At 53.3% G+C, this 26088-nt stretch carries 16 protein-coding genes, 4 tRNA genes and 2 rRNA genes; 18 read left to right on the top strand and 4 right to left on the bottom strand.

The window, feature by feature from the left end; translation table 11 throughout:
• The first annotated feature begins 100 nt into the window (after positions 1 to 100).
• The 4 genes from EGO56_RS18175 to birA all read left to right on the top strand — a co-directional run bounded on the left by EGO56_RS18175 (position 101) and on the right by birA (position 5360).
• Positions 101 to 3008 (top strand): 23S ribosomal RNA (locus EGO56_RS18175).
• A 92-nt stretch (positions 3009 to 3100) separates the two neighbouring features.
• A 5S ribosomal RNA gene (gene rrf, locus EGO56_RS18170) occupies positions 3101 to 3216 on the top strand.
• A gap of 150 nt (positions 3217 to 3366) precedes the next feature.
• Positions 3367 to 4404, top strand: coding sequence for a UDP-N-acetylmuramate dehydrogenase (gene murB / locus EGO56_RS18165; RefSeq protein WP_135910440.1), 1038 nt, complete (start codon positions 3367 to 3369; stop codon positions 4402 to 4404).
• Complete coding sequence (birA, locus tag EGO56_RS18160; RefSeq protein WP_095706383.1) at positions 4401 to 5360, top strand: bifunctional biotin--[acetyl-CoA-carboxylase] ligase/biotin operon repressor BirA; 960 nt, start codon at positions 4401 to 4403, stop codon at positions 5358 to 5360. Before murB ends, birA begins: the two co-directional genes overlap by 4 nt.
• Before the next feature lie 43 nt (positions 5361 to 5403).
• Here birA and coaA read toward each other — a convergent pair whose 3' ends face one another.
• Complete coding sequence (gene coaA, locus EGO56_RS18155; RefSeq protein ID WP_033784445.1) at positions 5404 to 6351, bottom strand: type I pantothenate kinase; 948 nt, start codon at positions 6349 to 6351, stop codon at positions 5404 to 5406.
• Positions 6352 to 7119: 768 nt separating this feature from the next.
• Between coaA and EGO56_RS18145 the strand changes: the two genes are divergently transcribed.
• From EGO56_RS18145 to rpoC, 13 genes are all read left to right on the top strand, one after another.
• A tRNA-Thr gene (locus EGO56_RS18145) sits at positions 7120 to 7195 on the top strand.
• A gap of 8 nt (positions 7196 to 7203) precedes the next feature.
• Positions 7204 to 7288 (top strand) — tRNA-Tyr (locus EGO56_RS18140).
• A gap of 190 nt (positions 7289 to 7478) precedes the next feature.
• Positions 7479 to 7553 (top strand) — tRNA-Gly (locus tag EGO56_RS18135).
• Positions 7554 to 7558: 5 nt separating this feature from the next.
• Positions 7559 to 7634: transfer RNA gene (locus tag EGO56_RS18130), tRNA-Thr, on the top strand.
• A gap of 108 nt (positions 7635 to 7742) precedes the next feature.
• Complete coding sequence (gene tuf, locus EGO56_RS18125) at positions 7743 to 8927, top strand: elongation factor Tu (protein WP_013359730.1); 1185 nt, start codon at positions 7743 to 7745, stop codon at positions 8925 to 8927.
• Positions 8928 to 9158: 231 nt separating this feature from the next.
• The gene (gene secE, locus EGO56_RS18120) at positions 9159 to 9542 is read left to right on the top strand and encodes a preprotein translocase subunit SecE (protein ID WP_135910438.1); all 384 of its coding nucleotides are present in this window, start codon (positions 9159 to 9161) and stop codon (positions 9540 to 9542) included.
• 1 nt (position 9543) lies between these two features.
• Positions 9544 to 10089, top strand: coding sequence for a transcription termination/antitermination protein NusG (gene nusG / locus EGO56_RS18115; RefSeq protein ID WP_013359732.1), 546 nt, complete (start codon positions 9544 to 9546; stop codon positions 10087 to 10089).
• 147 nt (positions 10090 to 10236) lie between these two features.
• Positions 10237 to 10665, top strand: coding sequence for a 50S ribosomal protein L11 (rplK, locus tag EGO56_RS18110; protein ID WP_006121495.1), 429 nt, complete (start codon positions 10237 to 10239; stop codon positions 10663 to 10665).
• 3 nt (positions 10666 to 10668) lie between these two features.
• Positions 10669 to 11373: a 50S ribosomal protein L1 gene (gene rplA / locus EGO56_RS18105; RefSeq protein WP_010261038.1), complete on the top strand. Its 705-nt coding sequence runs from the start codon at positions 10669 to 10671 to the stop codon at positions 11371 to 11373.
• A 388-nt stretch (positions 11374 to 11761) separates the two neighbouring features.
• Positions 11762 to 12259, top strand: a complete 498-nt coding sequence (rplJ, locus tag EGO56_RS18100; RefSeq protein ID WP_003848098.1) for a 50S ribosomal protein L10 — start codon at positions 11762 to 11764, stop codon at positions 12257 to 12259.
• Positions 12260 to 12324: 65 nt separating this feature from the next.
• On the top strand, positions 12325 to 12687 hold the full coding sequence (gene rplL / locus EGO56_RS18095) for a 50S ribosomal protein L7/L12 (RefSeq protein WP_009092660.1): 363 nt from the start codon (positions 12325 to 12327) through the stop codon (positions 12685 to 12687).
• Between the two features lie 329 nt (positions 12688 to 13016).
• The gene (gene rpoB / locus EGO56_RS18090) at positions 13017 to 17045 is read left to right on the top strand and encodes a DNA-directed RNA polymerase subunit beta (protein WP_013359733.1); all 4029 of its coding nucleotides are present in this window, start codon (positions 13017 to 13019) and stop codon (positions 17043 to 17045) included.
• A gap of 129 nt (positions 17046 to 17174) precedes the next feature.
• Positions 17175 to 21398: a DNA-directed RNA polymerase subunit beta' gene (gene rpoC / locus EGO56_RS18085; protein ID WP_013359734.1), complete on the top strand. Its 4224-nt coding sequence runs from the start codon at positions 17175 to 17177 to the stop codon at positions 21396 to 21398.
• Positions 21399 to 21453: 55 nt separating this feature from the next.
• Here rpoC and EGO56_RS18080 read toward each other — a convergent pair whose 3' ends face one another.
• Complete coding sequence (locus tag EGO56_RS18080; protein WP_033734941.1) at positions 21454 to 21636, bottom strand: DUF1127 domain-containing protein; 183 nt, start codon at positions 21634 to 21636, stop codon at positions 21454 to 21456.
• 174 nt (positions 21637 to 21810) lie between these two features.
• Here EGO56_RS18080 and EGO56_RS18075 point away from each other — a divergent pair, with 174 nt between their 5' ends.
• Positions 21811 to 23265, top strand: a complete 1455-nt coding sequence (locus tag EGO56_RS18075) for an aminotransferase-like domain-containing protein (protein WP_135910437.1) — start codon at positions 21811 to 21813, stop codon at positions 23263 to 23265.
• A gap of 193 nt (positions 23266 to 23458) precedes the next feature.
• Here EGO56_RS18075 and thiE read toward each other — a convergent pair whose 3' ends face one another.
• Together thiE and thiC are read right to left on the bottom strand one after the other, a co-directional pair.
• Complete coding sequence (gene thiE, locus EGO56_RS18070) at positions 23459 to 24085, bottom strand: thiamine phosphate synthase (protein ID WP_135910436.1); 627 nt, start codon at positions 24083 to 24085, stop codon at positions 23459 to 23461.
• A gap of 2 nt (positions 24086 to 24087) precedes the next feature.
• Positions 24088 to 26010, bottom strand: coding sequence for a phosphomethylpyrimidine synthase ThiC (thiC, locus tag EGO56_RS18065; protein ID WP_135910435.1), 1923 nt, complete (start codon positions 26008 to 26010; stop codon positions 24088 to 24090).
• Positions 26011 to 26088: the final 78 nt, after the last annotated feature.

The raw sequence follows: 26088 nt of genomic DNA, 5'->3' as shown, positions 1-26088 counted from the left end.
TGTCGTTTTCATTCTCCGTAATAAGAATGAAAAACGCGACATGTTCGAGTCTCTCAAATGCTTGCAGCTCGCAGCGTTGAAAAACGCCTGTGGGTTGTGAGGTTAAGCGACTAAGCGTACACGGTGGATGCCCAGGCAGTCAGAGGCGATGAAGGACGTGCTAATCTGCGTAAAGCGACGGTAAGGTGATATGAACCGCTACAGCCGTCGATGTCCGAATGGGGAAACCCGGTGCACTCTGTGCATCATTGCAGCATGAATACATAGTGCTGCAAGGCGAACCGGGGGAACTGAAACATCTAAGTACCCCGAGGAAAAGAAATCAACCGAGATTCCCCCAGTAGCGGCGAGCGAACGGGGAGCAGCCCAGAGCCTGAATCAGCATGTGTGTTAGTGGAAGCGTCTGGAAAGTCGCAGGGTACAGGGTGATACTCCCGTACACAAAAGCGCATATGCTGTGAGCTCGATGAGTAAGGCGGGACACGTGGTATCCTGTCTGAATATGGGGGGACCATCCTCCAAGGCTAAATACTCCTGACTGACCGATAGTGAACCAGTACCGTGAGGGAAAGGCGAAAAGAACCCCGGCGAGGGGAGTGAAACAGAACCTGAAACCGTGTACGTACAAGCAGTGGGAGCCTTCTTTATGGGGGTGACTGCGTACCTTTTGTATAATGGGTCAGCGACTTATATTCTGTAGCAAGGTTAACCGTATAGGGGAGCCGCAGGGAAACCGAGTCTTAACTGGGCGTTAAGTTGCAGGGTATAGACCCGAAACCCGGTGATCTAGCCATGGGCAGGTTGAAGGTTGGGTAACACTAACTGGAGGACCGAACCGACTAATGTTGAAAAATTAGCGGATGACCTGTGGCTGGGGGTGAAAGGCCAATCAAACCGGGAGATAGCTGGTTCTCCCCGAAAGCTATTTAGGTAGCGCCTCGTGAACTCATCCTCGGGGGTAGAGCACTGTTTCGGCTAGGGGGCCATCCCGGCTTACCAACCCGATGCAAACTGCGAATACCGAGGAATGTTATCACGGGAGACACACGGCGGGTGCTAACGTCCGTCGTGAAGAGGGAAACAACCCAGACCGCCAGCTAAGGTCCCAAAGTCATGGTTAAGTGGGAAACGATGTGGGAAGGCACAGACAGCCAGGATGTTGGCTTAGAAGCAGCCATCATTTAAAGAAAGCGTAATAGCTCACTGGTCGAGTCGGCCTGCGCGGAAGATGTAACGGGGCTAAACCATGCACCGAAGCTGCGGCAGCGACGCTTATGCGTTGTTGGGTAGGGGAGCGTTCTGTAAGCCGTCGAAGGTGTGCTGTGAGGCATGCTGGAGGTATCAGAAGTGCGAATGCTGACATAAGTAACGATAAAGCGGGTGAAAAGCCCGCTCGCCGGAAGACCAAGGGTTCCTGTTCAACGTTAATCGGAGCAGGGTGAGTCGACCCCTAAGGCGAGGCCGAAAGGCGTAGTCGATGGGAAACAGGTTAATATTCCTGTACTCGGTGTTACTGCGAAGGGGGGACGGAGAAGGCTATATCAGCCGGGCGACGGTTGTCCCGGTTTAAGCGTGTAGGCGGAGGGTCGGGTAAATCCGGTCCCTTATCAACGCTGAGGCGTGACGACGAGGCACTACGGTGCTGAAGTGATAAATGCCCAGCTTCGGGGAAAAGCCTCTAAGCATCAGGTAACACAGAATCGTACCCCAAACCGACACAGGTGGTCAGGTAGAGAATACCAAGGCGCTTGAGAGAACTCGGGTGAAGGAACTAGGCAAAATGGTGCCGTAACTTCGGGAGAAGGCACGCTGGCGCGTAGGTGGAGGGACTTGCTCCCCGAGCCGAAGCCAGTCGAAGATACCAGCTGGCTGCAACTGTTTATTAAAAACACAGCACTGTGCAAACACGAAAGTGGACGTATACGGTGTGACGCCTGCCCGGTGCCGGAAGGTTAATTGATGGGGTTATCCGCAAGGAGAAGCTCTTGATCGAAGCCCCGGTAAACGGCGGCCGTAACTATAACGGTCCTAAGGTAGCGAAATTCCTTGTCGGGTAAGTTCCGACCTGCACGAATGGCGTAATGATGGCCAGGCTGTCTCCACCCGAGACTCAGTGAAATTGAACTCGCTGTGAAGATGCAGTGTACCCGCGGCAAGACGGAAAGACCCCGTGAACCTTTACTACAGCTTGACACTGAACATTGAGCCTTGATGTGTAGGATAGGTGGGAGGCTTTGAAGCGCGGACGCCAGTCTGCGTGGAGCCAACCTTGAAATACCACCCTTTAATGTTTGATGTTCTAACGTAGGCCCGTAATCCGGGCTGCGGACAGTGTCTGGTGGGTAGTTTGACTGGGGCGGTCTCCTCCTAAAGAGTAACGGAGGAGCACGAAGGTCAGCTAATCACGGTCGGACATCGTGAGGTTAGTGCAATGGCATAAGCTGGCTTGACTGCGAGAGTGACGGCTCGAGCAGGTGCGAAAGCAGGTCATAGTGATCCGGTGGTTCTGAATGGAAGGGCCATCGCTCAACGGATAAAAGGTACTCCGGGGATAACAGGCTGATACCGCCCAAGAGTTCATATCGACGGCGGTGTTTGGCACCTCGATGTCGGCTCATCACATCCTGGGGCTGAAGTAGGTCCCAAGGGTACGGCTGTTCGCCGTTTAAAGTGGTACGCGAGCTGGGTTTAGAACGTCGTGAGACAGTTCGGTCCCTATCTGCCGTGGGCGCTGGAGAATTGAGGGGGGTTGCTCCTAGTACGAGAGGACCGGAGTGAACGCACCACTGGTGTTCGGGTTGTCATGCCAATGGCATTGCCCGGTAGCTAAGTGCGGAAAAGATAAGTGCTGAAAGCATCTAAGCACGAAACTTGCCCCGAGATGAGTTCTCCCTGACCCCTTGAGGGTCCTGAAGGGACGTTGAAGACTACGACGTTGATAGGCCGGGTGTGTAAGCGCAGCGATGCGTTGAGCTAACCGGTACTAATGACCCGTGAGGCTTAACCTTACAACGCCAGAGGCGTTTTTGAGAGACACGATTTTCAGCCTTGTACCGGATATTCTGCGCGGCCCCCTGTGGCGGCGCGGAGACAGAATTTGCCTGGCGGCTTTAGCGCGGTGGTCCCACCTGACCCCATGCCGAACTCAGAAGTGAAACGCCGTAGCGCCGATGGTAGTGTGGGGCCTCCCCATGCGAGAGTAGGGAACTGCCAGGCATCAAATAAGTGAAGAAGCCCCGCACGAGAGTGCGGGGCTTTTTTACGTCTGCAGATCGTGAAAAACCGCACCGTAATCTCCGAAAACAGCCTGAGAACCCCTCTCTGATACGGTAAACTACGGCCAGATAACTCAGTAAAGGCCGTCAAATGTCCAGCCAGCATCCCTCCTTAAAAGCCGACAACACGCTTGGGCTTGAAGTACACACACAAAAACGCATCGTCGCAGAGACGCCAGCCGCCATTCTGGCCGCATGGCAGGATAGCCAGCGTAATCAGTCACCTTTCCTTGTGCTCGGGGAAGGCAGTAACGTCCTCTTCCTGGAGGATTTTGCCGGTACCGTGGTGCTGAATCGCATTAAAGGCATCAAAATTCAGGATGAATTTGAGTGCTGGAAGTTGCATGTCGGGGCAGGTGAAAACTGGCATCAACTGGTTAAAAGCACGCTGGAAAAAGGGATCACTGGCCTGGAAAACCTGGCATTGATCCCTGGAATGACGGGTTCGGCACCGATTCAGAACATTGGTGCCTATGGTGTGGAATTAAAAGCTGTCTGCGAATACGTGGATGTACTTAATCTGCACAGTGGTGAGACAGAACGCCTCGATCGTGAAGCCTGTGAGTTTGGCTATCGTGACAGCATTTTTAAACATCGCTACCAGTCAGGCTATGTCATCGTCGCCGTCGGGATGATCCTGCCTAAGCAATGGCAGCCGGTATTAACCTATGGCGATCTGAAAACGCTTAATCCGGTGACAGCTAATGCCTGGGATGTCTATCACGCGGTTTGCCAGATGCGGCAGAGCAAATTACCGGATCCGAAAGTCACCGGTAATGTCGGCAGCTTCTTTAAAAACCCGGTCGTCACCGAGGCGCAGTGTCACACACTGCTCACCCAATTTCCCGCTATGCCACACTATCTGATGCCAGATGGAGAAACTAAGCTGGCCGCAGGGTGGCTTATCGATCAGTGTCAGCTGAAAGGGTATCGCATCGGCGGCGCCGCCGTTCACCAGCAACAGGCTCTGGTGCTGATTAACGCTGACCATGCCACGCCTGAGGATATCGTTGCGCTGGCAAAAACTGTGCGCGCCCGGGTGGGTGAAAAATTTGATGTCTGGCTGGAGCCCGAAGTCCGCTTTATTCAGGCGCAGGGTGAGTGCAATGCTGTCGGGGTGATCGCATGAAAGACCACAGTGTCCCGCTAAAACTGGTCGATATTTTATCTGATGGTGAGTTTCATTCTGGCGAGCAGCTGGGCGACACTCTGGGCATGAGTCGTGCCGCCATCAACAAGCACATCCAGACACTAAAAAGCTGGGGTCTGGACGTCTATACCGTGACAGGGAAAGGCTACAGTCTCTCTGCCCCGATACAGCTGCTGGATGAGCAGGCAATTCTGTCACAGGTGAAGCAGGGCAATGTCTCGGTTATCCCGGTCATTGACTCCACAAACCAGTATCTGCTAGAACGCATGCATGACCTGCAGTCGGGTGCCGCCTGTATCGCTGAATATCAGCAGGCAGGTCGTGGCCGTCGTGGTCGTCAATGGTTCTCTCCTTTTGGTGCCAACCTCTACATGTCCATGTACTGGCGTCTTGAGCAGGGTCCGGCTGCGGCGATGGGTCTTAGCCTGGTCATTGGCATTGTTATGGCTGAAACATTACGTGCACTCGGTGCCGATGATGTCCGGGTAAAGTGGCCTAATGATATTTACCTCAACGATCGGAAACTGGCAGGTATTCTGGTCGAACTGACCGGTAAAACCGGTGATGCTGCTCAGATCGTGATGGGGGCGGGCATCAATCTGGCGATGCGGACAGCGGATGCTTCACAGATTAATCAGGGCTGGATTAACCTGCAGGAGGCCGGAGTAAGCGTGAACCGCAATGAGCTGGCAGCCCGTCTGATCAACAGCCTGCGCGAGGCCCTGCCGCTGTTTGAGCAGGAGGGATTAACTGCCTTCATCTCGCGCTGGGCGGCACTGGACAATTTTATTAACCGGCCCGTTAAGTTGCTCATCGGCGAACGTGAAGTGCATGGTATTGCACGGGGTGTCGACAGCCAGGGTGGTTTATTACTGGAGCAGGATGGTGAAATAAAAGCCTGGGTGGGGGGGGAAATATCACTGCGTCCTGTCTGATCAAAAAAAGCCTGCACTGATGCAGGCTTTTTTATGACCGCTGTTATTTACGCAGGCGAACCTTATCGACCGCATGATCGCCACTTTTGGTCATGATCAGGCTGGCCCTTTCACGTGTCGGCAGGATATTTTCCTGCAGGTTAAGCCAGTTAATCTCTTTCCATAGATTACCTGCTATCTCAACCGCTTCTGCCTCCGAGAGCTGGGCGTAATGGTGGAAGTAGGAGTCTGGATCGGTAAAGGCACCCTGACGGAATTTCAGGAATCGATTGATATACCAGCTTTGCAGAAGGTCTTCCTCTGCATCTACATAGATAGAGAAGTCAACGAAGTCCGAAACAAAGACATGATGAGGGTCATGGGGATAGTCCATGCCACTCTGTAATACGTTCAGACCTTCCAGAATAAGAATATCTGGCTGCTGTATCACTTTATCGCCATCAGGGATGACATCATAAATCAGGTGCGAATAGACCGGGGCGGTCACCTGACTGGCGCCGGATTTTAAATCGGAGACGAAATTGACCAGCCGGTGCATATCATAAGATTGCGGGAAGCCTTTTTTCTTCATTAAGCCACGCTCTTTCAGCACGGCATTAGGGTGAAGGAAGCCATCCGTCGTGATCAATTCCACTTTACGATGTTCAGGCCAGCGACTGAGCAACGCCTGCAGTACACGCGCAGTCGTACTTTTACCGACCGCGACGCTCCCCGCGATACTGATGATATAGGGGATTTTCTGGCTATTGGTGCCCAGAAATTGCTCCAGTACCGCCTGCCGACGAACGTTAGAGCTGATATAGAAATTAAGCAGACGCGAAAGTGGCAGATAAATTTCTGCAACTTCCTCCAGCGAAAGATCTTCGTTGATGCCCTTGAGCTGCGCGATCTCTTCCTCTGACAGCGTCATAGGCACAGAATCACGTAATGCAGCCCACTGCTCACGAGTGAACTCCAGATAAGGCGTTGTCAGGGGGGTTGTTTTATCCATAAGCATGCATCTGACCGCAAATTCATTACTATCAACCGCGTATTAGCCGATAAGCAGGACAGCACGGGTGAAGTGAATCACGAATCGCTGGTTTATCATTGAGAACAATGGGCTGGAGGGTATCACCAGTATGGCTTTTAACAGAAGTAAAAAGATAAACGCGATCACGCTTTCGTCGGCATACCCACAAAACGTTGCAGTGCCTTTAATTTTTACTGCTTTATCGTTGTTTATGATATTGCAGGCCGGCACAGCTAATGTGCGACGTTTAATCTGCTTATACAGTCATCGCTATGCCTGATTGGCTGAACGGCATAATACGACGCTTACAGTAAGGCTGATACATGTCACGCACAACCTTTCGCAAAAAAACAAACAGTACAAAGACATTTTAAACACTTCCTTTCAGCGCAAATCGTCATAGTGAGAAAGAATGCGCATGACAATATGGTCCCGCTTTCGATAGAAGTGCGCCGCTCCATGAGAAAAAAGGGTTCAGCCAGGGTCAAAAAAACCTCATTCAGCACCCCGACGTAAAAAAAAGGGTGCTGGCCACTCCTTTTATTCGCATAAAAGAGAAGGGCAGAGGGAGTTAAGATGGTGGCGCGCTTTAGTCTGATCCTGTGAAAACAGCGCCAGATTGCACAAATAATCTGCATAAAAACGTTAAAATGCGATGATTTGCACAAATAGTAAGCGATAGAAAAAAATATGCGATTTTTTAGTTGCATCCAGGGCCCGACCTTCCTAGAATGCGCTCCACTTGATGCCGGCTTAGCTCAGTTGGTAGAGCAACTGACTTGTAATCAGTAGGTCACCAGTTCGATTCCGGTAGCCGGCACCAATCAAGTAGGTGGGATTCCCGAGCGGCCAAAGGGAGCAGACTGTAAATCTGCCGTCACAGACTTCGAAGGTTCGAATCCTTCTCCCACCACCATCTCAGCCTCGCGGTTGAGTACAGATAAACGGCCTGTTTATCTGTCAGGTGAGTCACTTATCACCCTGAATTCAGACTGAGCGTTAGCGAAGTCAACGTCGGTCAGCTTCGCTGGCAGACAGTAGATAGCAGAGAAGCATTCACTGTTATCTGCAAGCTACAGAAAGAACAGGTAGCCGAGTTCCAGGATGCGGGCATCGTATAATGGCTATTACCTCAGCCTTCCAAGCTGATGATGCGGGTTCGATTCCCGCTGCCCGCTCCAGATGTGCTGATATGGCTCAGTTGGTAGAGCGCACCCTTGGTAAGGGTGAGGTCCCCAGTTCGACTCTGGGTATCAGCACCACTTCCTTTAATCTCCCTCCTGATTTTCTCTGTAACTTCCTTGCAGTCAGGCATTGCCTGGTTAATGTGATGATATCATTGATATATCCGTGTCTTAGAGGGACTAGCGATGGCTAAAGAGCAATTTCAACGTAACAAACTGCACGTAAACGTGGGCACCATCGGTCACGTTGACCACGGTAAAACCACCCTGACTGCAGCTATCACTACCGTACTGGCTAAAACCAACGGCGGCCAGGCTCGTGCATTCGACCAGATCGACAGCACGCCTGAAGAAAAAGCCCGCGGTATCACCATCAACACCGCTCACGTTGAGTACGAGACTGCTGCACGTCACTACGCTCACGTTGACTGCCCAGGCCACGCCGACTATGTGAAAAACATGATCACCGGTGCTGCGCAGATGGACGGCGCGATCCTGGTTGTTGCTGCGACTGATGGCCCGATGCCACAGACCCGTGAGCACATCCTGCTGGGTCGTCAGGTTGGCGTTCCTTACATCATCGTGTTCCTGAACAAGTGCGACATGGTTGATGATGAAGAGCTGCTGGAGCTGGTAGAGATGGAAGTGCGTGACCTGCTGTCACAGTACGACTTCCCAGGCGACGACACCCCAATCGTTCGTGGTTCTGCTCTGAAAGCGCTGGAAGGCGTTCCTGAGTGGGAAGCGAAAATCATTGAACTGGCTGAACACCTGGACAACTACATCCCGGATCCAGTCCGTGCGATCGACATGCCGTTCCTGCTGCCAATCGAAGACGTATTCTCAATCTCTGGCCGTGGTACTGTTGTTACCGGTCGTGTTGAGCGCGGCATCGTTAAAGTCGGCGACGAAGTTGAAATCGTGGGTATCAAAGATACTGCGAAATCAACCTGTACCGGTGTTGAGATGTTCCGTAAGCTGCTGGACCAGGGTCAGGCAGGCGAAAACTGTGGTGTTCTGCTGCGCGGTATCAAGCGTGAAGACATCCAGCGTGGCCAGGTTCTGGCTAAGCCAGGCTCAATTAAGCCACACACCCAGTTCGAGTCAGAAGTTTACGTTCTGTCTAAAGACGAAGGTGGCCGCCATACTCCGTTCTTCAAAGGCTATCGTCCACAGTTCTACTTCCGTACAACTGACGTAACCGGCTCAGTAGAGCTGCCAGAAGGCGTTGAAATGGTCATGCCAGGCGACAACATCAAAATGGTTGTTACCCTGATCCACCCAATCGCAATGGACGAAGGTCTGCGCTTCGCAATCCGCGAAGGTGGCCGTACCGTTGGCGCGGGTGTTGTTGCTAAAGTTATCGCATAATTACCGATAACGTTTGACGCAATGCACACGGAAAGGGCATCATTTGATGCCCTTTTTGCACGCTGTTTCATAGAACCTGGCTCATCAGTGATTTTTTGAATCATAATCATTGCTGAGACAGGCTCTGTTATGCGGCGTTGGATACCGAGTTACGCCCCAAAAGCTCATTCGGTTTGGACGCCTCGCACTGCGGGGCAGAATAGTTTCTGAATTATTGTGGCAGGTTGGTTTATGAGTGCGAATACCGAAGCTCAAGGGAGCGGGCGTGGCCTGGAAGCGGTAAAGTGGGTAGGTGTTATATTACTGCTGCTTGCAGCGATTGTAGGTAACTACCTCTATCGTGATGTGTCACTGCCACTGCGTGCATTAGCCGTAGTTGTACTGATTGCAGCGGCTGGCGGCATTGCGCTTTTAACGACCAAAGGCAAAGCGACCGTGGCTTTTGCTCGTGAAGCAAGAACAGAAATGCGTAAGGTTATCTGGCCAACCCGCCAGGAAACGCTGCACACCACGTTAATCGTTGCCGCGGTTACTGCCGTGATGTCACTGATTTTGTGGGGGCTGGATGGTATTCTGGTCCGTCTGGTATCGTTTATCACTGGCCTGAGGTTCTGAGATGTCTGAAGCTCCAAAGAAACGCTGGTACGTCGTACAGGCGTTTTCCGGTTTTGAAGGCCGCGTAGCCCAATCGCTGCGCGAGCATATCAAATTGCACAACATGGAAGAGCTGTTTGGTGAAGTCATGGTTCCGACTGAAGAAGTCGTTGAAATCCGTGGTGGCCAGCGTCGTAAGAGCGAGCGCAAGTTTTTCCCGGGATACGTACTGGTTCAGATGGTGATGAATGACGCCAGCTGGCATTTAGTACGCAGCGTCCCGCGCGTGATGGGTTTCATCGGCGGTACCTCTGACCGTCCTGCACCTATCAGCGATAAAGAAGTTGATGCGATCATGAATCGTCTGCAGCAGGTCGGCGACAAGCCTCGTCCTAAAACGCTGTTTGAACCCGGTGAAATGGTTCGTGTTAATGACGGTCCGTTCGCTGACTTTAACGGTGTGGTTGAAGATGTGGATTACGAGAAGAGCCGCCTGACGGTATCCGTTTCCATCTTTGGTCGTGCAACACCGGTTGAGCTCGACTTCGGTCAGGTGGAGAAAGGTTAACCTCTTTCCGCTCACAAATTAGCTGTTGCAGCAGGCGCGAAATTTAACTACAATTTCGCGCCTTTTGTTTTTATGCGCTGGCAACAGCGTATAAATCGTTATCACGGGGAGCCTTTACAGGCGCTATAACCCAATTGAGGAAATATCATGGCTAAGAAAGTCCAAGCCTACGTCAAGCTGCAGGTTGCAGCTGGTATGGCGAACCCAAGTCCACCGGTTGGTCCAGCTCTGGGTCAGCAGGGTGTTAACATCATGGAATTCTGTAAAGCGTTCAACGCTAAGACCGAATCTCTGGAAAAAGGTCTGCCGACTCCTGTTGTTATCACCGTATACAGCGACCGTTCTTTCACCTTCATTACCAAAACGCCTCCGGCTGCCGTACTGCTGAAAAAAGCAGCGGGTATCAAGTCTGGCTCTGGTAAGCCGAACAAAGATAAAGTCGGTAAAGTGACTCGTGCTCAGGTACGTGAAATCGCAGAAACCAAAGCTGCGGACATGACTGGTTCTGACGTTGAAGCGATGACTCGCTCAATCGAAGGTACTGCTCGTTCCATGGGCCTGGTAGTAGAGGACTAAGAAATGGCTAAGCTGACCAAGCGCATGACCGTAATTCGCGACAAAGTTGACGCGACCAAGCAGTACGACATTGCTGAAGCTGTTGCTCTGCTGAAAGAACTGGCAACTGCCAAGTTTGTTGAAAGCGTTGACGTTGCTGTCAACCTCGGCATTGATGCACGTAAATCTGATCAGAACGTTCGCGGCGCGACCGTTCTGCCACACGGTACTGGTCGTTCAGTACGTGTTGCTGTCTTCGCCCAGGGCGCTAACGCTGAAGCTGCTAAAGCAGCTGGCGCAGAGCTGGTAGGTATGGAAGACCTGGCTGATCAGATCAAGAAAGGCGAAATGAATTTTGACGTTGTTATTGCTTCTCCGGATGCAATGCGCGTTGTTGGCCAGCTGGGCCAGATTCTGGGTCCACGTGGCCTGATGCCAAACCCGAAAGTCGGTACTGTAACCCCTAACGTTGCTGAAGCGGTTAAGAACGCTAAAGCCGGTCAGGTTCGTTATCGTAACGACAAAAACGGCATCATCCACACTACCATCGGTAAAGTGGACTTTGACGCTGACAAACTGAAAGAAAACCTGGAATCTCTGCTGGTTGCGCTGAAAAAAGCTAAACCATCACAGGCTAAAGGCGTGTACATCAAGAAAGTCAGCCTTTCAACCACCATGGGCGCCGGCGTTGCCGTTGACCAGGCTGGTCTGAACGCAACAGCAAACTAATTGCTGCTTGAAACGGGCGAAAAATTCACCTAGAATCTTACGCCCGTTGTTCTGTTATTAGCAGAACAGGACACCAGATATTAGCAGAACAGGACACCAGAGAGCCAGAACCGACGGTTGCGTTTATCGCCATTCCCTCTGACTCTGCTGCGTCGCACAGAATTTAGGTTGGAGCCAGGCCTTATCCTGGCCTCCGTCCAAGACCGCAGGTGCTGTTTATCTCCGGATATTCCGCTTAATCCCCTGCGTAGACGGTGACAGAACCAAAAGAATTTTTTCTTAGCTGGATTCTGCTCACCGTGTTCGAGCGCTTATTACCCCTCGGGGTGAGTAAGTGAAGTGAGTTCCGGGGAAATCCTTTCCCGGTCAAATCCAGGAGCAAAAGCTAATGGCATTAAATCTTCAAGACAAACAAGCGATTGTTGCTGAAGTCAGCGAAGTAGCCAAAGGTGCGCTTTCAGCGGTTGTTGCGGATTCCCGTGGCGTTACCGTTGATAAAATGACCGAACTGCGTAAAGCAGGCCGTGAAGCTGGCGTTTACATGCGTGTTGTTCGTAACACCCTGCTGCGCCGCGTCGTTGAAGGTACTCAGTTTGAGTGCCTGAAAGACACGTTTGTTGGTCCGACCCTGATTGCATATTCTATGGAACACCCGGGCGCTGCTGCTCGTCTGTTCAAAGATTTCGCGAAAGCGAATGCAAAATTTGAGGTCAAAGCTGCAGCCTTTGAAGGTGAGCTGATCACGGCGGCCAATATTGACCGTCTGGCAACGCTGCCGACCTACGAAGAAGCACTGGCACGTCTGATGTCGACCATGAAAGAAGCCGCTGCCGGCAAACTGGTCCGCACTCTGGCTGCTGTACGCGATGCAAAAGAAGCGGCTTAAGGCCTTATTCTTTTCTTCGTACCTGCTTACGTATAAACTTTTTCTGATTCTTAGGAACAATTGTCATGTCTATCACTAAAGACCAAATTCTGGAAGCTGTTGCAGCGATGTCCGTAATGGAAGTTGTTGAGCTGGTTTCTGCTATGGAAGAAAAATTCGGCGTTTCTGCTGCTGCTGCTGTAGCTGTTGCTGCGGGCCCGGCTGAAGCTGTTGAAGAAAAAACTGAATTCGACGTCGTACTGAAAGCTGTTGGCGCGAACAAAGTAGCAGTCATCAAAGCCGTACGTACTGCGACTGGTCTGGGCCTGAAAGAAGCCAAAGACCTGGTTGAAGCAACTGGCGTAATCAAAGAAGGCATCAGCAAAGATGACGCAGCTGCACTTGAAGCTGCTCTGAAAGAAGCTGGCGCTGAAGTTGAAGTTAAGTAAGACAGCCTTCGGGTTGCAGTCTGAGTAGTTTCAGACTGATGGCTGGTGACTTTTTGGTCACCAGCCTTTTTGCGCTACAGGGTCTCAATGGGGTTTCACACTGTTTGTCCATTGTTACTATTCAATATCTTTCTCTATCGACGACTTAATATACCGCTTTCCTGTGCGGGTTCCCTGCCTTCACAAAAGCGATGAAATGATTTAAGCGTGATAGAAAGAGGTATTGCACTGCTGCCGCGCAGCCAGTGAATCAAACAAAATCGTGTTGCATGAACTGTCCTGTCAGGACGGACAGCGTGGGTCGACTTGTCAGCTAGCTGAGGAACCCTATGGTTTACTCCTATACCGAGAAAAAACGTATTCGTAAGGATTTTGGTAAACGTCCGCAAGTACTGGACATACCTTATCTCCTTTCCATCCAGCTCGACTCGTTCCAGAAGTTTATCGAGCAAGATCCAGAAGGTCAGTACGGACTGGAAGCTGCATTCCGCTCTGTATTCCCTATTGCGAGCTACAGCGGCAACTCTGAGTTGCAGTATGTCAGCTACCGCCTGGGTGAACCTGTCTTTGACGTCAAAGAGTGTCAGATACGTGGCGTGACCTATTCGGCACCGCTGCGCGTGAAACTGCGTCTGGTGATCTATGAGCGCGAAGCGCCAGAAGGCACCGTAAAAGACATTAAAGAACAAGAAGTCTACATGGGCGAGATTCCGCTCATGACCGACAACGGTACCTTTGTTATCAATGGTACCGAGCGCGTTATCGTTTCTCAGCTGCACCGTAGTCCCGGCGTGTTCTTTGATAGCGATAAGGGTAAAACCCACTCATCGGGTAAAGTGCTGTACAACGCACGTATCATCCCTTACCGCGGTTCATGGCTCGACTTTGAGTTTGACCCGAAAGATAACCTGTTTGTCCGTATTGACCGTCGTCGTAAGCTGCCGGCCACTATCATCCTGCGCGCGTTACAGTTCACTACACCTCAGATCCTCGATATCTTCTTCGAGAAAGTGGTGTTTGAAATCCGTGACAACAAGCTGCAGATGGAGCTGGTGCCTGAGCGCCTGCGCGGTGAAACCGCTACCTTCGATATCGAAGCGAACGGCACCGTCTACGTCGAAAAAGGTCGCCGCATTACTGCGCGCCATATTCGTCAGCTGGAAAAAGATGGCATTCAGCACATCGAAGTCCCGGTTGAATATATCGCGGGCAAAGTGGTCGCTAAAGATTACATCGATGAGAGCACCGGTGAGCTGATTGTTGCAGCGAACATGGAACTGTCACTGGATCTGCTGGCTAAACTGAGCCAGTCCGGTCACAAGCGCATCGAAACGCTGTTCACCAACGATCTGGATCACGGTCCATATATGTCCGAGACCCTGCGTGTCGACCCAACCAGCGATCGCCTGAGCGCCCTGGTTGAGATCTACCGCATGATGCGTCCTGGTGAGCCGCCAACACGCGAAGCTGCAGAGAACCTGTTTGAGAACCTGTTCTTCTCAGAAGATCGTTACGATCTTTCTGCGGTCGGTCGTATGAAGTTCAACCGCTCATTGCTGCGTGATGAAATCGAAGGTTCAGGCATCCTGAGCAAAGATGACATCATCGAAGTGATGAAGAAGCTGATCGACATCCGTAACGGTAAAGGCGAAGTGGACGATATCGACCACCTCGGTAACCGTCGTATTCGTTCAGTGGGTGAAATGGCTGAGAACCAGTTCCGTGTCGGTCTGGTCCGTGTTGAGCGTGCGGTTAAAGAGCGTCTGTCTCTGGGCGACCTTGATACGCTGATGCCACAGGACATGATCAACGCGAAGCCGATTTCGGCTGCGGTGAAAGAGTTCTTTGGTTCAAGCCAGCTTTCTCAGTTTATGGATCAGAACAACCCGCTGTCAGAGATTACGCACAAACGTCGTATCTCTGCTCTCGGCCCGGGTGGTTTGACGCGTGAGCGTGCCGGCTTCGAAGTGCGTGACGTACACCCAACGCACTACGGTCGTGTCTGCCCAATCGAAACCCCTGAAGGTCCGAACATCGGTCTGATCAACTCCTTGTCTGTCTATGCACAGACCAATGAGTACGGTTTCCTTGAGACACCTTATCGCCGTGTTATCGACGGTCTGGTTTCTGACGAGATTCACTACCTCTCTGCTATCGAAGAGGGTAACTACGTTATCGCTCAGGCGAACGCCCCTCTGGATGACAACGGCGCGTTTGTTGATGACCTGGTCACCTGCCGTAGCAAAGGCGAATCAAGTCTGTTCAGCCGCGATCAGGTTGACTACATGGACGTTTCCACCCAGCAGGTGGTTTCTGTCGGTGCATCCCTGATCCCGTTCCTGGAACACGATGACGCCAACCGTGCCCTGATGGGTGCGAACATGCAACGTCAGGCCGTTCCGACTCTGCGTGCTGATAAGCCGCTGGTTGGTACCGGTATGGAACGTGCTGTTGCCGTTGACTCCGGTGTAACAGCCGTGGCGAAACGTGGCGGTACCGTACAGTACGTTGACGCATCACGTATCGTTATCAAAGTTAACGAAGACGAAATGCATGCTGGCGAAGCCGGTATCGACATTTACAACCTGACCAAATATACCCGTTCTAACCAGAACACCTGCATCAACCAGATGCCATGTGTTTCTCTGGGTGAGCCGGTTGAGCGCGGCGACGTGCTGGCAGATGGCCCGTCCACCGATCTGGGTGAACTGGCACTGGGCCAGAACATGCGCGTGGCGTTCATGCCGTGGAACGGCTACAACTTCGAAGACTCCATCCTGGTCTCCGAGCGCGTGGTTCAGGAAGATCGCTTTACGACTATCCACATTCAGGAACTGGCTTGCGTGTCGCGTGACACCAAACTGGGGCCGGAAGAGATCACTGCTGATATCCCGAACGTGGGTGAAGCTGCACTCTCTAAACTGGATGAGTCAGGTATCGTCTACATCGGTGCTGAAGTGACCGGTGGCGACATTCTGGTTGGTAAGGTAACGCCTAAAGGTGAAACCCAGCTGACGCCAGAAGAAAAACTGCTGCGCGCTATCTTCGGTGAAAAAGCCTCTGACGTGAAAGATTCGTCACTGCGCGTGCCGAATGGCGTGTCAGGTACCGTGATCGACGTTCAGGTCTTTACCCGCGATGGCGTGGAAAAAGACAAACGTGCGCTTGAAATCGAAGAGATGCAGCTGAAGCAGGCCAAAAAAGACCTGTCTGAAGAACTGCAGATCCTGGAAGCGGGCCTGTTCAGCCGTATCCAGAACGTACTGATTTCGGGTGGCGTTGAAGCAGACAAACTGGACAAGCTGCCGCGCGAGCGCTGGCTGGAACTGGGTCTGACTGACGAAGCCAAGCAAAACCAGCTGGAGCAGCTGGCAGAGCAGTACGACGAACTGAAGCACGAGTTTGAGAAAAAACTCGAAGGTAAGCGTCGTAAGATCACCCAGGGCGATGATCTGGCACCAGGCGTGCTGAAAATCGTTAAGGTTTATCTGGCTGTTAAGCGTCAGATTCAGCCGGGTGACAAAATGGCAGGCCGTCACGGTAACAAAGGTGTTATCTCCAAGATCAACCCGATCGAAGATATGCCTTACGATGAAAACGGCACGCCGGTTGACATCGTTCTGAACCCGCTGGGCGTACCATCGCGTATGAACATCGGTCAGATTCTGGAAACGCACCTGGGTATGGCAGCGAAAGGTATCGGCGAGAAAATCAACGCCATGCTGAAGAAGCAGGAAGAAGTCGCGAAACTGCGCGAATTCATCCAGCGCGCCTATGACCTGGGTACCGATCTGCGTCAGCGAGTTGATCTGAACACCTTCTCTGATGACGAAGTACTGCGTCTGGCTGAGAACCTGAAGAAAGGTATGCCAATCGCCACGCCGGTGTTTGATGGCGCGAAAGAGAGCGAGATCAAAGAGCTGCTGCAGCTCGGCGGCCTGCCTTCTTCCGGTCAGATTACCCTGTTTGACGGCCGTACCGGTGAGCAGTTCGAACGTCAGGTAACCGTTGGCTACATGTACATGCTGAAACTTAACCACCTGGTTGATGACAAGATGCATGCACGTTCTACCGGTTCTTACAGCCTGGTTACTCAGCAGCCGCTGGGTGGTAAGGCGCAGTTCGGTGGTCAGCGCTTTGGTGAGATGGAAGTATGGGCACTGGAAGCATACGGTGCCGCGTATACCCTGCAGGAAATGCTTACCGTTAAGTCTGATGACGTCAACGGCCGTACCAAGATGTATAAAAACATCGTTGACGGTAACCATCAGATGGAACCGGGCATGCCGGAATCCTTCAACGTACTGTTGAAAGAGATTCGCTCGCTGGGTATCAACATCGAGCTGGAAGACGAGTAACCCCTTTTCAGGCTGCGGCTTGCCGCCGCCTGAAAGCGCAGGGTTTAAAGCGCTCGCAATTGTACTGGTTACGGGGCGTTCAATTTCGGTTGGACGCCCCCTGAGTCTCACTCCGACGGGAGCTAATCCGTGAAAGACTTACTTAAGTTTCTGAAAGCGCAAACTAAGACCGAAGAGTTTGATGCGATCAAAATTGCGCTGGCTTCGCCAGACATGATCCGTTCCTGGTCTTTTGGTGAAGTGAAAAAGCCAGAAACCATTAACTACCGTACTTTTAAGCCAGAGCGCGATGGTCTGTTCTGTGCCCGTATCTTCGGGCCGGTTAAAGACTATGAGTGCCTGTGCGGCAAGTACAAGCGCCTCAAACACCGTGGTGTGATTTGTGAGAAGTGCGGCGTTGAAGTGACCCAGACTAAAGTACGCCGTGAGCGTATGGGCCACATCGAACTGGCGTCGCCGACTGCGCACATCTGGTTCCTGAAGTCACTGCCATCGCGTATCGGCTTACTGCTGGATATGCCACTGCGTGACATCGAGCGCGTGCTCTACTTTGAATCTTACGTGGTAATCGAAGGTGGCATGACCAACCTCGAGAAGCGTCAGATCCTGACTGAAGAGCAGTACCTTGACGCTCTGGAAGAGTTCGGTGACGAGTTCGACGCCAAAATGGGCGCCGAAGCGATCCAGGCCCTGTTGAAAAACATGGATCTGGAGCAGGAGTGCGAGCAGCTGCGTGAAGAGCTGAACGAAACTAACTCCGAAACAAAACGTAAAAAACTGACCAAGCGCATCAAGCTGCTGGAAGCGTTCGTCCAGTCTGGCAACAAGCCAGAGTGGATGATCCTGACCGTGCTGCCTGTTCTGCCACCGGATCTGCGTCCGCTGGTACCGCTGGATGGTGGTCGTTTCGCTACGTCGGATCTGAACGATCTGTATCGTCGCGTGATCAACCGTAACAACCGTCTGAAGCGCCTGCTGGATCTGGCTGCGCCAGACATCATCGTGCGCAACGAAAAGCGTATGTTGCAGGAAGCGGTCGATGCACTGCTGGACAACGGTCGTCGCGGTCGTGCGATCACCGGTTCCAACAAGCGTCCGCTGAAATCGCTGGCTGACATGATAAAAGGTAAGCAGGGTCGTTTCCGTCAGAACCTGCTGGGTAAACGTGTCGACTATTCTGGTCGTTCGGTTATCACCGTTGGTCCATACCTGCGTCTGCATCAGTGCGGTCTGCCGAAGAAAATGGCACTCGAACTGTTCAAACCGTTCATTTACGGCAAGCTGGAACTGCGTGGCCTGGCCACCACCATCAAAGCCGCGAAGAAAATGGTTGAGCGCGAAGAAGCGGTTGTCTGGGATATCCTCGACGAAGTGATCCGTGAGCACCCGGTTCTGCTGAACCGTGCGCCTACGCTGCACCGTCTGGGTATTCAGGCCTTTGAACCGGTTCTGATTGAAGGTAAAGCGATCCAGCTGCACCCGCTGGTTTGTGCGGCTTATAACGCCGACTTCGATGGTGACCAGATGGCTGTTCACGTACCGCTGACGCTGGAAGCCCAGCTGGAAGCGCGTGCGCTGATGATGTCGACCAACAACATCCTGTCACCTGCGAACGGCGAGCCAATCATCGTTCCATCTCAGGACGTTGTACTGGGTCTGTATTACATGACCCGTGACTGTGTTAACGCCAAAGGCGAAGGCATGGTGCTGACTGGCCCGAAAGAAGCTGAGCGTATTTATCGCGCCGGCCTCGCCTCTCTGCATGCTCGCGTTAAGGTGCGTATCACCGAACACGAGAAGAATGAGCAGGATGAGTGGGTTGCTAAAACCAGCATCATCGATACCACGATTGGCCGTGCCATCCTGTGGATGATCGTGCCAAAAGGTCTGCCTTTCTCCATCGTTAACCAGGCGCTGGGCAAAAAAGCTATCTCCAAAATGCTGAACACCTGTTACCGCATTCTGGGCCTGAAGCCGACCGTTATCTTTGCTGACCAGACCATGTACACCGGTTTCGCTTACGCTGCCCGTTCAGGCGCGTCAGTCGGCATCGACGACATGGTTATTCCAGAGAAGAAAGTGGAAATCATCACCGAAGCGGAAGCGGAAGTGGCTGAGATCCAGGAGCAGTTCCAGTCTGGTCTGGTAACTGCAGGCGAGCGTTATAACAAAGTCATCGATATCTGGGCCGCAGCCAACGAACGTGTTGCCAAGGCGATGATGGAAAACCTCTCTACCGAAGTCGTCATTAACCGTGACGGCGAAGAAGAGCGCCAGGTTTCCTTTAACAGCATCTTTATGATGGCTGACTCCGGTGCGCGTGGTTCTGCTGCACAGATTCGTCAGCTGGCCGGTATGCGTGGTCTGATGGCGAAGCCAGATGGCTCCATCATCGAAACACCAATCACGGCGAACTTCCGTGAAGGGTTGAACGTACTTCAGTACTTCATCTCAACCCACGGTGCACGTAAAGGTCTTGCGGATACCGCACTGAAAACAGCGAACTCCGGTTATCTGACGCGTCGTCTGGTTGACGTTGCTCAGGATCTGGTGGTTACCGAAGATGACTGTGGTACACACGAAGGCATCATGATGACGCCTGTCATCGAAGGTGGCGACGTTAAAGAGCCACTGCGTGAACGTGTACTGGGTCGTGTGACTGCTGAAGACGTTCTGAAGCCGGGTACTGCTGATATTCTGGTCCCACGCAACACGCTGCTCGATGAGCACTGGTGTGACGTGCTGGAACTGAACTCAGTCGACAGCCTGAAAGTCCGCTCGGTAGTAGGTTGTGAAACCGACTTTGGTGTGTGTGCGCATTGCTACGGTCGCGACCTGGCACGTGGTCACATCATCAACAAAGGTGAAGCGATCGGTGTTATCGCGGCACAGTCCATCGGTGAGCCAGGTACACAGCTGACGATGCGTACGTTCCACATCGGTGGTGCGGCATCACGTGCGGCTGCTGAATCCAGCATTCAGGTGAAGAACAAAGGTACCATCAAGCTGACCAACGCCAAGTCGGTAACGAACTCGGCAGGCAAGCTGGTGATCACCTCACGTAACGTTGAACTGAAAATGATCGACGAATTTGGTCGTACCAAAGAGAGCTATAAAGTTCCTTACGGTTCTACCATGGCGAAAGGTGATGGTGAGCAGGTTGCAGCGGGCGAAACCGTCGCAAACTGGGATCCGCATACCATGCCAGTCATCACCGAAGTGGGCGGTTTCATTCGCTTCACGGATATGGTTGATGGCCAGACGATTACCCGTCAGACAGATGACTTAACCGGTCTGTCTTCGCTGGTGGTTCTGGACAGTGCTGAGCGTACTGCAGGCGGTAAAGATCTGCGTCCTGCGCTGAAAATTGTTGATGCCAACGGCAACGACGTTCTGATCCCGGGCACCGACATGCCGGCTCAGTACTTCCTGCCAGGTAAAGCGATTGTTCAGCTGGAAGATGGCGTTAAGATCAGTGCCGGTGACACGTTAGCGCGTGTTCCGCAGGAATCTGGTGGTACCAAGGATATTACCGGTGGTCTGCCACGCGTTGCTGACCTGTTCGAAGCGCGTCGTCCGAAAGAGCCAGCTATTCTGGCGGAGATCAGCGGCATCATCTCCTTCGGTAAAGAGACCAAAGGTAAGCGTCGTCTGGTCATTACTCCGCTGGATGGCAGTGAGCCATACGAAGAGATGATTCCGAAATGGCGTCAGCTGAACGTGTTCGAAGGTGAACGTGTTGAGCGCGGTGACGTGGTTTCCGATGGCCCAGAGTCTCCACATGACATCCTGCGCTTGCGTGGCGTGCATGCGGTGACCCGTTACATCACTAACGAAGTGCAGGAAGTTTACCGTCTGCAGGGCGTTAAGATTAACGATAAGCACATTGAAGTCATCGTTCGTCAGATGCTGCGTAAAGCAACCATCGTGAGCGCAGGAAGTGCAGACTTCCTGGAAGGTGAGCAGGCTGAATTCTCTCGCATCAAGATCTCTAACCGTGATCTGGAAGCGAACGGAAAAGTCGGCGCAACCTTCATGCGTGACCTGCTGGGTATTACCAAAGCGTCACTGGCTACCGAATCGTTCATCTCTGCAGCCTCGTTCCAGGAGACCACACGTGTCCTGACCGAAGCAGCAGTAGCAGGCAAGCGTGACGAACTGCGCGGCCTGAAAGAGAACGTGATCGTGGGTCGTCTGATCCCGGCCGGTACCGGTTATGCGTACCATCAGGATCGTATGCGCCGCAAAGCGGCAGGTGAAGTTCCGGTTGCACCGCAGGTGACTGCGGATGAAGCCTCAGCCAGCCTGGCTGAACTGTTGAACGCCGGTCTCGGCGGCAACAAAGACGATTAATCGTCCTTTGCCTGATAAAAACCCTGCCTCGGCAGGGTTTTTTTTTGTCTCAGATTCAGCCATTCCAGTCACTACGGCTGATACCAATATCTTTCAGCTGACTGTCGCTTAACTTCGACAGGATGAGGCGTGTCTCACGCCGCAGCTGCCAGCGTTTGTAACTGCGCCACAGATAGCGAACCAGGTGGTAAGGCGTGCCTGTAAACGGTTTAGCTGCGCGATTCTCGTCATATCCCATGATAGTGCCCTCAGTGAAGTGTCTGAGGACCATTTTCAGTGGATTACTCTGTATGATACAGACGCAAAAATCACTTTTATTTAACATACAGATTGCCGTCAGGACGATCTGAATGGTAAAAAAGAGACGGAACTGTACTGGTTACTGCTCAGCCTCTGAGCCTCTGGAGATACAATGACCCGCTATGAACATCTGGCTACGCTGCTGGCTCAGCGTATCGAACAAGGCTTATATCGCAGCGGTGAGCGCCTGCCTTCAGTACGCAGTCTGAGTACCGAGCATGGCGTCAGTATCAGTACCGTGCAGCAGGCTTATCATCTGCTGGAAGAGAAGCAGATGATTACGCCACAGTCGCGCTCCGGCTATTTTGTGGCGTCACGCAAAGCAACGCCGCCGATCCCTGCGCTGACCCGTCCCGCACAGCGGCCGGTTGAGGTGACACAGTGGGACGCGGTGCTGGAACTGATTAACGGCCGTCTGGAAGATGATGTGTTGCAGCTGGGCAGTGGCATGCCCGATTTGACCCAGCCGACGCTTAAGCCACTGTGGAAAGCTTTCAGCCGCCAGGCGCAGAAGCAGGACATGGCGCTACTGAATTATGACAACCTTTATGGTGTGCTCGCGCTGCGGCAACAGGTTGCACGGCTGGCGATAGACAGCGGCTGTCAGCTCACGGCCGATGACATTGTCATTACGACCGGCTGCCACGAAGCGTTATCGGTCGCCGTACGTGCAGTCTGCGAGCCGGGCGATATCATTGCTGTTGAATCACCGTCGTTTCACGGCATTATGCAAACCCTGCGCGGCTTTGGCATTCGTGCCATTGAGATCCCGACCGATGCAGTCACCGGCATCAGTCTGGAAGCGCTGGAGCTGGCCTTTGATCAATGGCCGATCAAAGCCGTCGTTGTCGTGCCAAACTGCAATAACCCGCTGGGATTTATCATGCCTGAGCCGCGTAAGCGGGCTTTACTGGCGCTGGCGCAGCGGTTTGATGCGGCGGTGATTGAAGATGATGTCTATGGTGAGTTAGCCTGGGAATATCCGCGCCCGACCACCATTAAAGCGCTGGATCTCGATGGCCGGGTGCTGCTGTGCAGCTCCTTTTCGAAAACGCTGGCGCCAGGTTTGCGCGTTGGCTGGGTTGCACCAGGCCGCTATCGTGACCGCGTGCTGCACATGAAATATATCGTCACCGGCTCCACCGCTACGCAGCCTCAGCATGCGGTTTCCGAGTTTATCCGCCAGGGTCATTATCAGCCTCATCTGCGCCGGATGCGGCAACTCTACCATCGCAACTATGAAACCTTTAGCTGCTGGGTACGCCACTATTTTCCCTGCGGCATCTGCGTTTCCCGTCCTCAGGGCGGCTTTCTGATGTGGATAGAACTTCCCGAAGCGTTTGATGCGGTCCGGCTTAACCGCGAACTGCGCGAGTCAAAAATTCAGATTGCTGTAGGCTCACTGTTTTCAGCGTCGGGTAAATATCGTAACTGTCTGCGTTTAAACTACGGGCTGCCGATCAACGAGCAGACTGAGCAGGCGCTGGCGCTGGTGGGTGCGGCCGTCGAACGTGCCATGCTCTCGTGCCAGCATGAGACGCAGACTTCAGCCTCGACTCCCGCATAGCGAAAAGAAGAAGCAGGGCCGGCAAGAGGAGGGAACCGGCCCTGGTCAGATAACCTTAACCTGACGGATGCCACGTTAAGGTTTTGGATCACAGCACGCCAGCGGCAACATGCACCTTTGAGCGGCACTTTCCCGGAAGAACGCTGACGTTACCGATTTTGCAGCCAATATGCGCGGCAGGTTCCATAAATGCTTAATCGCCTGGTCCTGCCAGCGCCAGAAGGGTGCGCGTTGCTGCACGCCAGTCATCTGCCTGAGTAATCGCACTCACCACCGCAATGCTGCCGACGCCGGTGGCCAGCACCTCAGGTGCCCGTGCAATTGAGATACCGCCAATCGCCACGGTGGGAATATGCGACAGACGTGTCAGGTGCCGCTTCAGCTGTGCAATGCCCTGCGGTGCAGAAGGCATCTCTTTGGTCTGCGTCGGGAAAATATGCCCAAGTGCGATGTAAGAGGGCTGGATTGCCAGTGCGCGATCCAGTTCCGCATCGTCGTGGGTAGAGAGTCCCAGTCGTAACCCGGCCTGATGAATGCGGGCAAGATCGGCGACATCCAGATCCTCCTGACCCAGATGTACGCCATAAGCCTGATGCTTAATCGCCAGCTGCCAGTAGTCATTAATAAACAGGCGCGCGTCATAGCGTTTGCCCAACGCAATTGCCTGAGCAATAGCGGGTTCGGCGAACTCGTCAGGCTGATCTTTGATGCGCAGCTGCAGCGTGCGAACGCCCATCTCTAGCAGGCGTTCAATCCACTCGGGGCTATCAACCACCGGATAAAGCCCCAGGCGTGGGGTGGTAGCGGGAAATGCGGGCATCCTTACTCCTCCTTAATGGCATCGGCAGGGTGATAGAGCTCACCGCCGCGGCTGCGGAAACGGTCTGACATTTGCGCCATGCCAACTTCAACCGGCTCGGCACGGGCATCCTGGCGTGCCGCAAACTCGCGCACCTCCTGGGAAATTTTCATTGAGCAGAATTTAGGACCGCACATTGAGCAGAAATGGGCCACCTTGCCCGACTCCTGCGGCAGGGTTTCATCATGCATCGCCCTTGCCGTATGGGGATCCAGCGCCAGGTTAAACTGATCTTCCCAGCGGAATTCAAAGCGCGCTTTGGACATGGCGTTATCACGGATCTGCGCACCGGGGTGGCCTTTCGCCAGATCGGCAGCATGCGCCGCGATTTTGTAGGTGATCAATCCCTGCTTAACGTCCTCTTTGTTCGGCAGACCCAGATGCTCTTTGGGTGTGACGTAGCACAGCATGGCGCAACCAAACCAGCCAATCATGGCGGCACCGATACCCGAGGTGAAGTGGTCGTAGCCGGGCGCGATGTCAGTGGTCAGCGGGCCAAGCGTGTAGAAGGGGGCTTCATCGCACAGGTCGAGCTGTTCGGTCATATTACGGCGGATCATATGCATCGGCACATGTCCCGGACCTTCAATCATTACCTGAACGTCATATTCCCAGGCAATACGGGTCAGTTCACCCAGGGTTCGTAGTTCGGCAAACTGCGCCTCATCGTTGGCATCCTGAATCGAACCCGGACGCAGACCATCGCCCAGCGACAGGGAGACATCGTAAGCGGCGCAGATTTCACAGATCTCCCGGAAGTGCTCATACAGGAAGCTCTCCTGATGATGCGACAGGCACCATTTCGCCATGATCGATCCACCTCGCGACACGATCCCGGTGAGACGTTTCGCCGTCATCGGGACATAACGCAGCAGCACGCCCGCGTGGATAGTGAAGTAATCGACGCCCTGTTCCGCCTGCTCCAGCAGCGTGTCCCGGAATATTTCCCAGTTCAGCGCCTCAGCCACGCCATTCACTTTTTCCAGCGCCTGATAGATCGGCACGGTACCGATGGGCACCGGGCTGTTTCGCAAAATCCATTCTCGCGTTTCATGAATATAGCGACCGGTAGAGAGATCCATCACCGTATCGGCACCCCAGCGGGTCGACCAGACCAGCTTTTCCACTTCTTCCTCGATAGAAGAGGTGACTGCCGAGTTACCGATATTGGCGTTGACCTTAACCAGGAAGTTGCGGCCAATGATCATCGGCTCCGATTCCGGGTGATTGATGTTGGCAGGGATGATGGCGCGTCCGGCAGCGACCTCCTGACGGACAAACTCGGGGGTGATATCGGCGGGCAGATGTGCGCCAAAACTGTGTCCCGGATGCTGTTGCAGCAGCACCTCACTGAGGATTCGCTCACGGCCCATGTTTTCCCGCAGGGCAATGAACTCCATCTCCGGGGTAATCCTGCCCTGACGGGCATAGTGCAGTTGCGTGACACGGCGGCCTGCACGGGCGCGGCGCGGTGTCGGCAGGTGATCGAAGCGCAGATGATCCAGCCCCTCGTCAGCCAGCCGCTGCTGGGTATAGCCTGAGCTGTTCTGTTCGAGAAGCTCACTGTCGTCGCGCTCAGCAATCCAGCGAGCGCGCAGCTTTTCCAGACCACGATGCACATCAATCTGCGCCGCGGGATCGCCATAAGCACCCGCCGTGTCATAGACCGGCACCGCTTCATTTTGCTCATAGAGAGGCTGTTCTTTACTGCCGCCGATGTGGGTCGGGCTTAGGGTGATTTCACGCATCGGCACGCGAATATCTTCCCGGCTGCCGGTAATCCAGATGCGACGGGACTGGGGAAAAGCACTGCCGCTTTGCAGGGAATCGATAAATTCCTGCGCCTGGGCACGTTGTTCACGACGGGTCATTTTTGGGTCAGACATAGCAATCTTCCTGTTAAGGGGGAACGATGCTTGTCCGGAGTTCGGAAGGAGTAACCGTATAGACAGCACAGGCATGCT

The organism is Pantoea vagans, assembly GCF_004792415.1.
Classification (GTDB): Bacteria; Pseudomonadota; Gammaproteobacteria; order Enterobacterales; family Enterobacteriaceae; genus Pantoea; species Pantoea vagans.
The sequence above is the reverse complement of the archived record's forward strand: the minus strand, read 5'-3'. Positions and strand labels throughout refer to the sequence as shown.

Bases quoted from the DNA above. Each gene is read 5' to 3' on its own strand.
- murB (WP_135910440.1), top strand. From the start codon at position 3,367: ATGTCCAGCCAGCATCCCTCCTTAAAAGCCGACAACACGCTTGGGCTT.
- birA (WP_095706383.1), top strand. From the start codon at position 4,401: ATGAAAGACCACAGTGTCCCGCTAAAACTGGTCGATATTTTATCTGAT.
- coaA (WP_033784445.1), bottom strand. From the start codon at position 6,351: ATGGATAAAACAACCCCCCTGACAACGCCTTATCTGGAGTTCACTCGT.
- tuf (WP_013359730.1), top strand. From the start codon at position 7,743: ATGGCTAAAGAGCAATTTCAACGTAACAAACTGCACGTAAACGTGGGC.
- secE (WP_135910438.1), top strand. From the start codon at position 9,159: ATGAGTGCGAATACCGAAGCTCAAGGGAGCGGGCGTGGCCTGGAAGCG.
- nusG (WP_013359732.1), top strand. From the start codon at position 9,544: ATGTCTGAAGCTCCAAAGAAACGCTGGTACGTCGTACAGGCGTTTTCC.
- rplK (WP_006121495.1), top strand. From the start codon at position 10,237: ATGGCTAAGAAAGTCCAAGCCTACGTCAAGCTGCAGGTTGCAGCTGGT.
- rplA (WP_010261038.1), top strand. From the start codon at position 10,669: ATGGCTAAGCTGACCAAGCGCATGACCGTAATTCGCGACAAAGTTGAC.
- rplJ (WP_003848098.1), top strand. From the start codon at position 11,762: ATGGCATTAAATCTTCAAGACAAACAAGCGATTGTTGCTGAAGTCAGC.
- rplL (WP_009092660.1), top strand. From the start codon at position 12,325: ATGTCTATCACTAAAGACCAAATTCTGGAAGCTGTTGCAGCGATGTCC.
- rpoB (WP_013359733.1), top strand. From the start codon at position 13,017: ATGGTTTACTCCTATACCGAGAAAAAACGTATTCGTAAGGATTTTGGT.
- EGO56_RS18080 (WP_033734941.1), bottom strand. From the start codon at position 21,636: ATGGGATATGACGAGAATCGCGCAGCTAAACCGTTTACAGGCACGCCT.
- EGO56_RS18075 (WP_135910437.1), top strand. From the start codon at position 21,811: ATGACCCGCTATGAACATCTGGCTACGCTGCTGGCTCAGCGTATCGAA.
- thiE (WP_135910436.1), bottom strand. From the start codon at position 24,085: ATGCCCGCATTTCCCGCTACCACCCCACGCCTGGGGCTTTATCCGGTG.
- thiC (WP_135910435.1), bottom strand. From the start codon at position 26,010: ATGTCTGACCCAAAAATGACCCGTCGTGAACAACGTGCCCAGGCGCAG.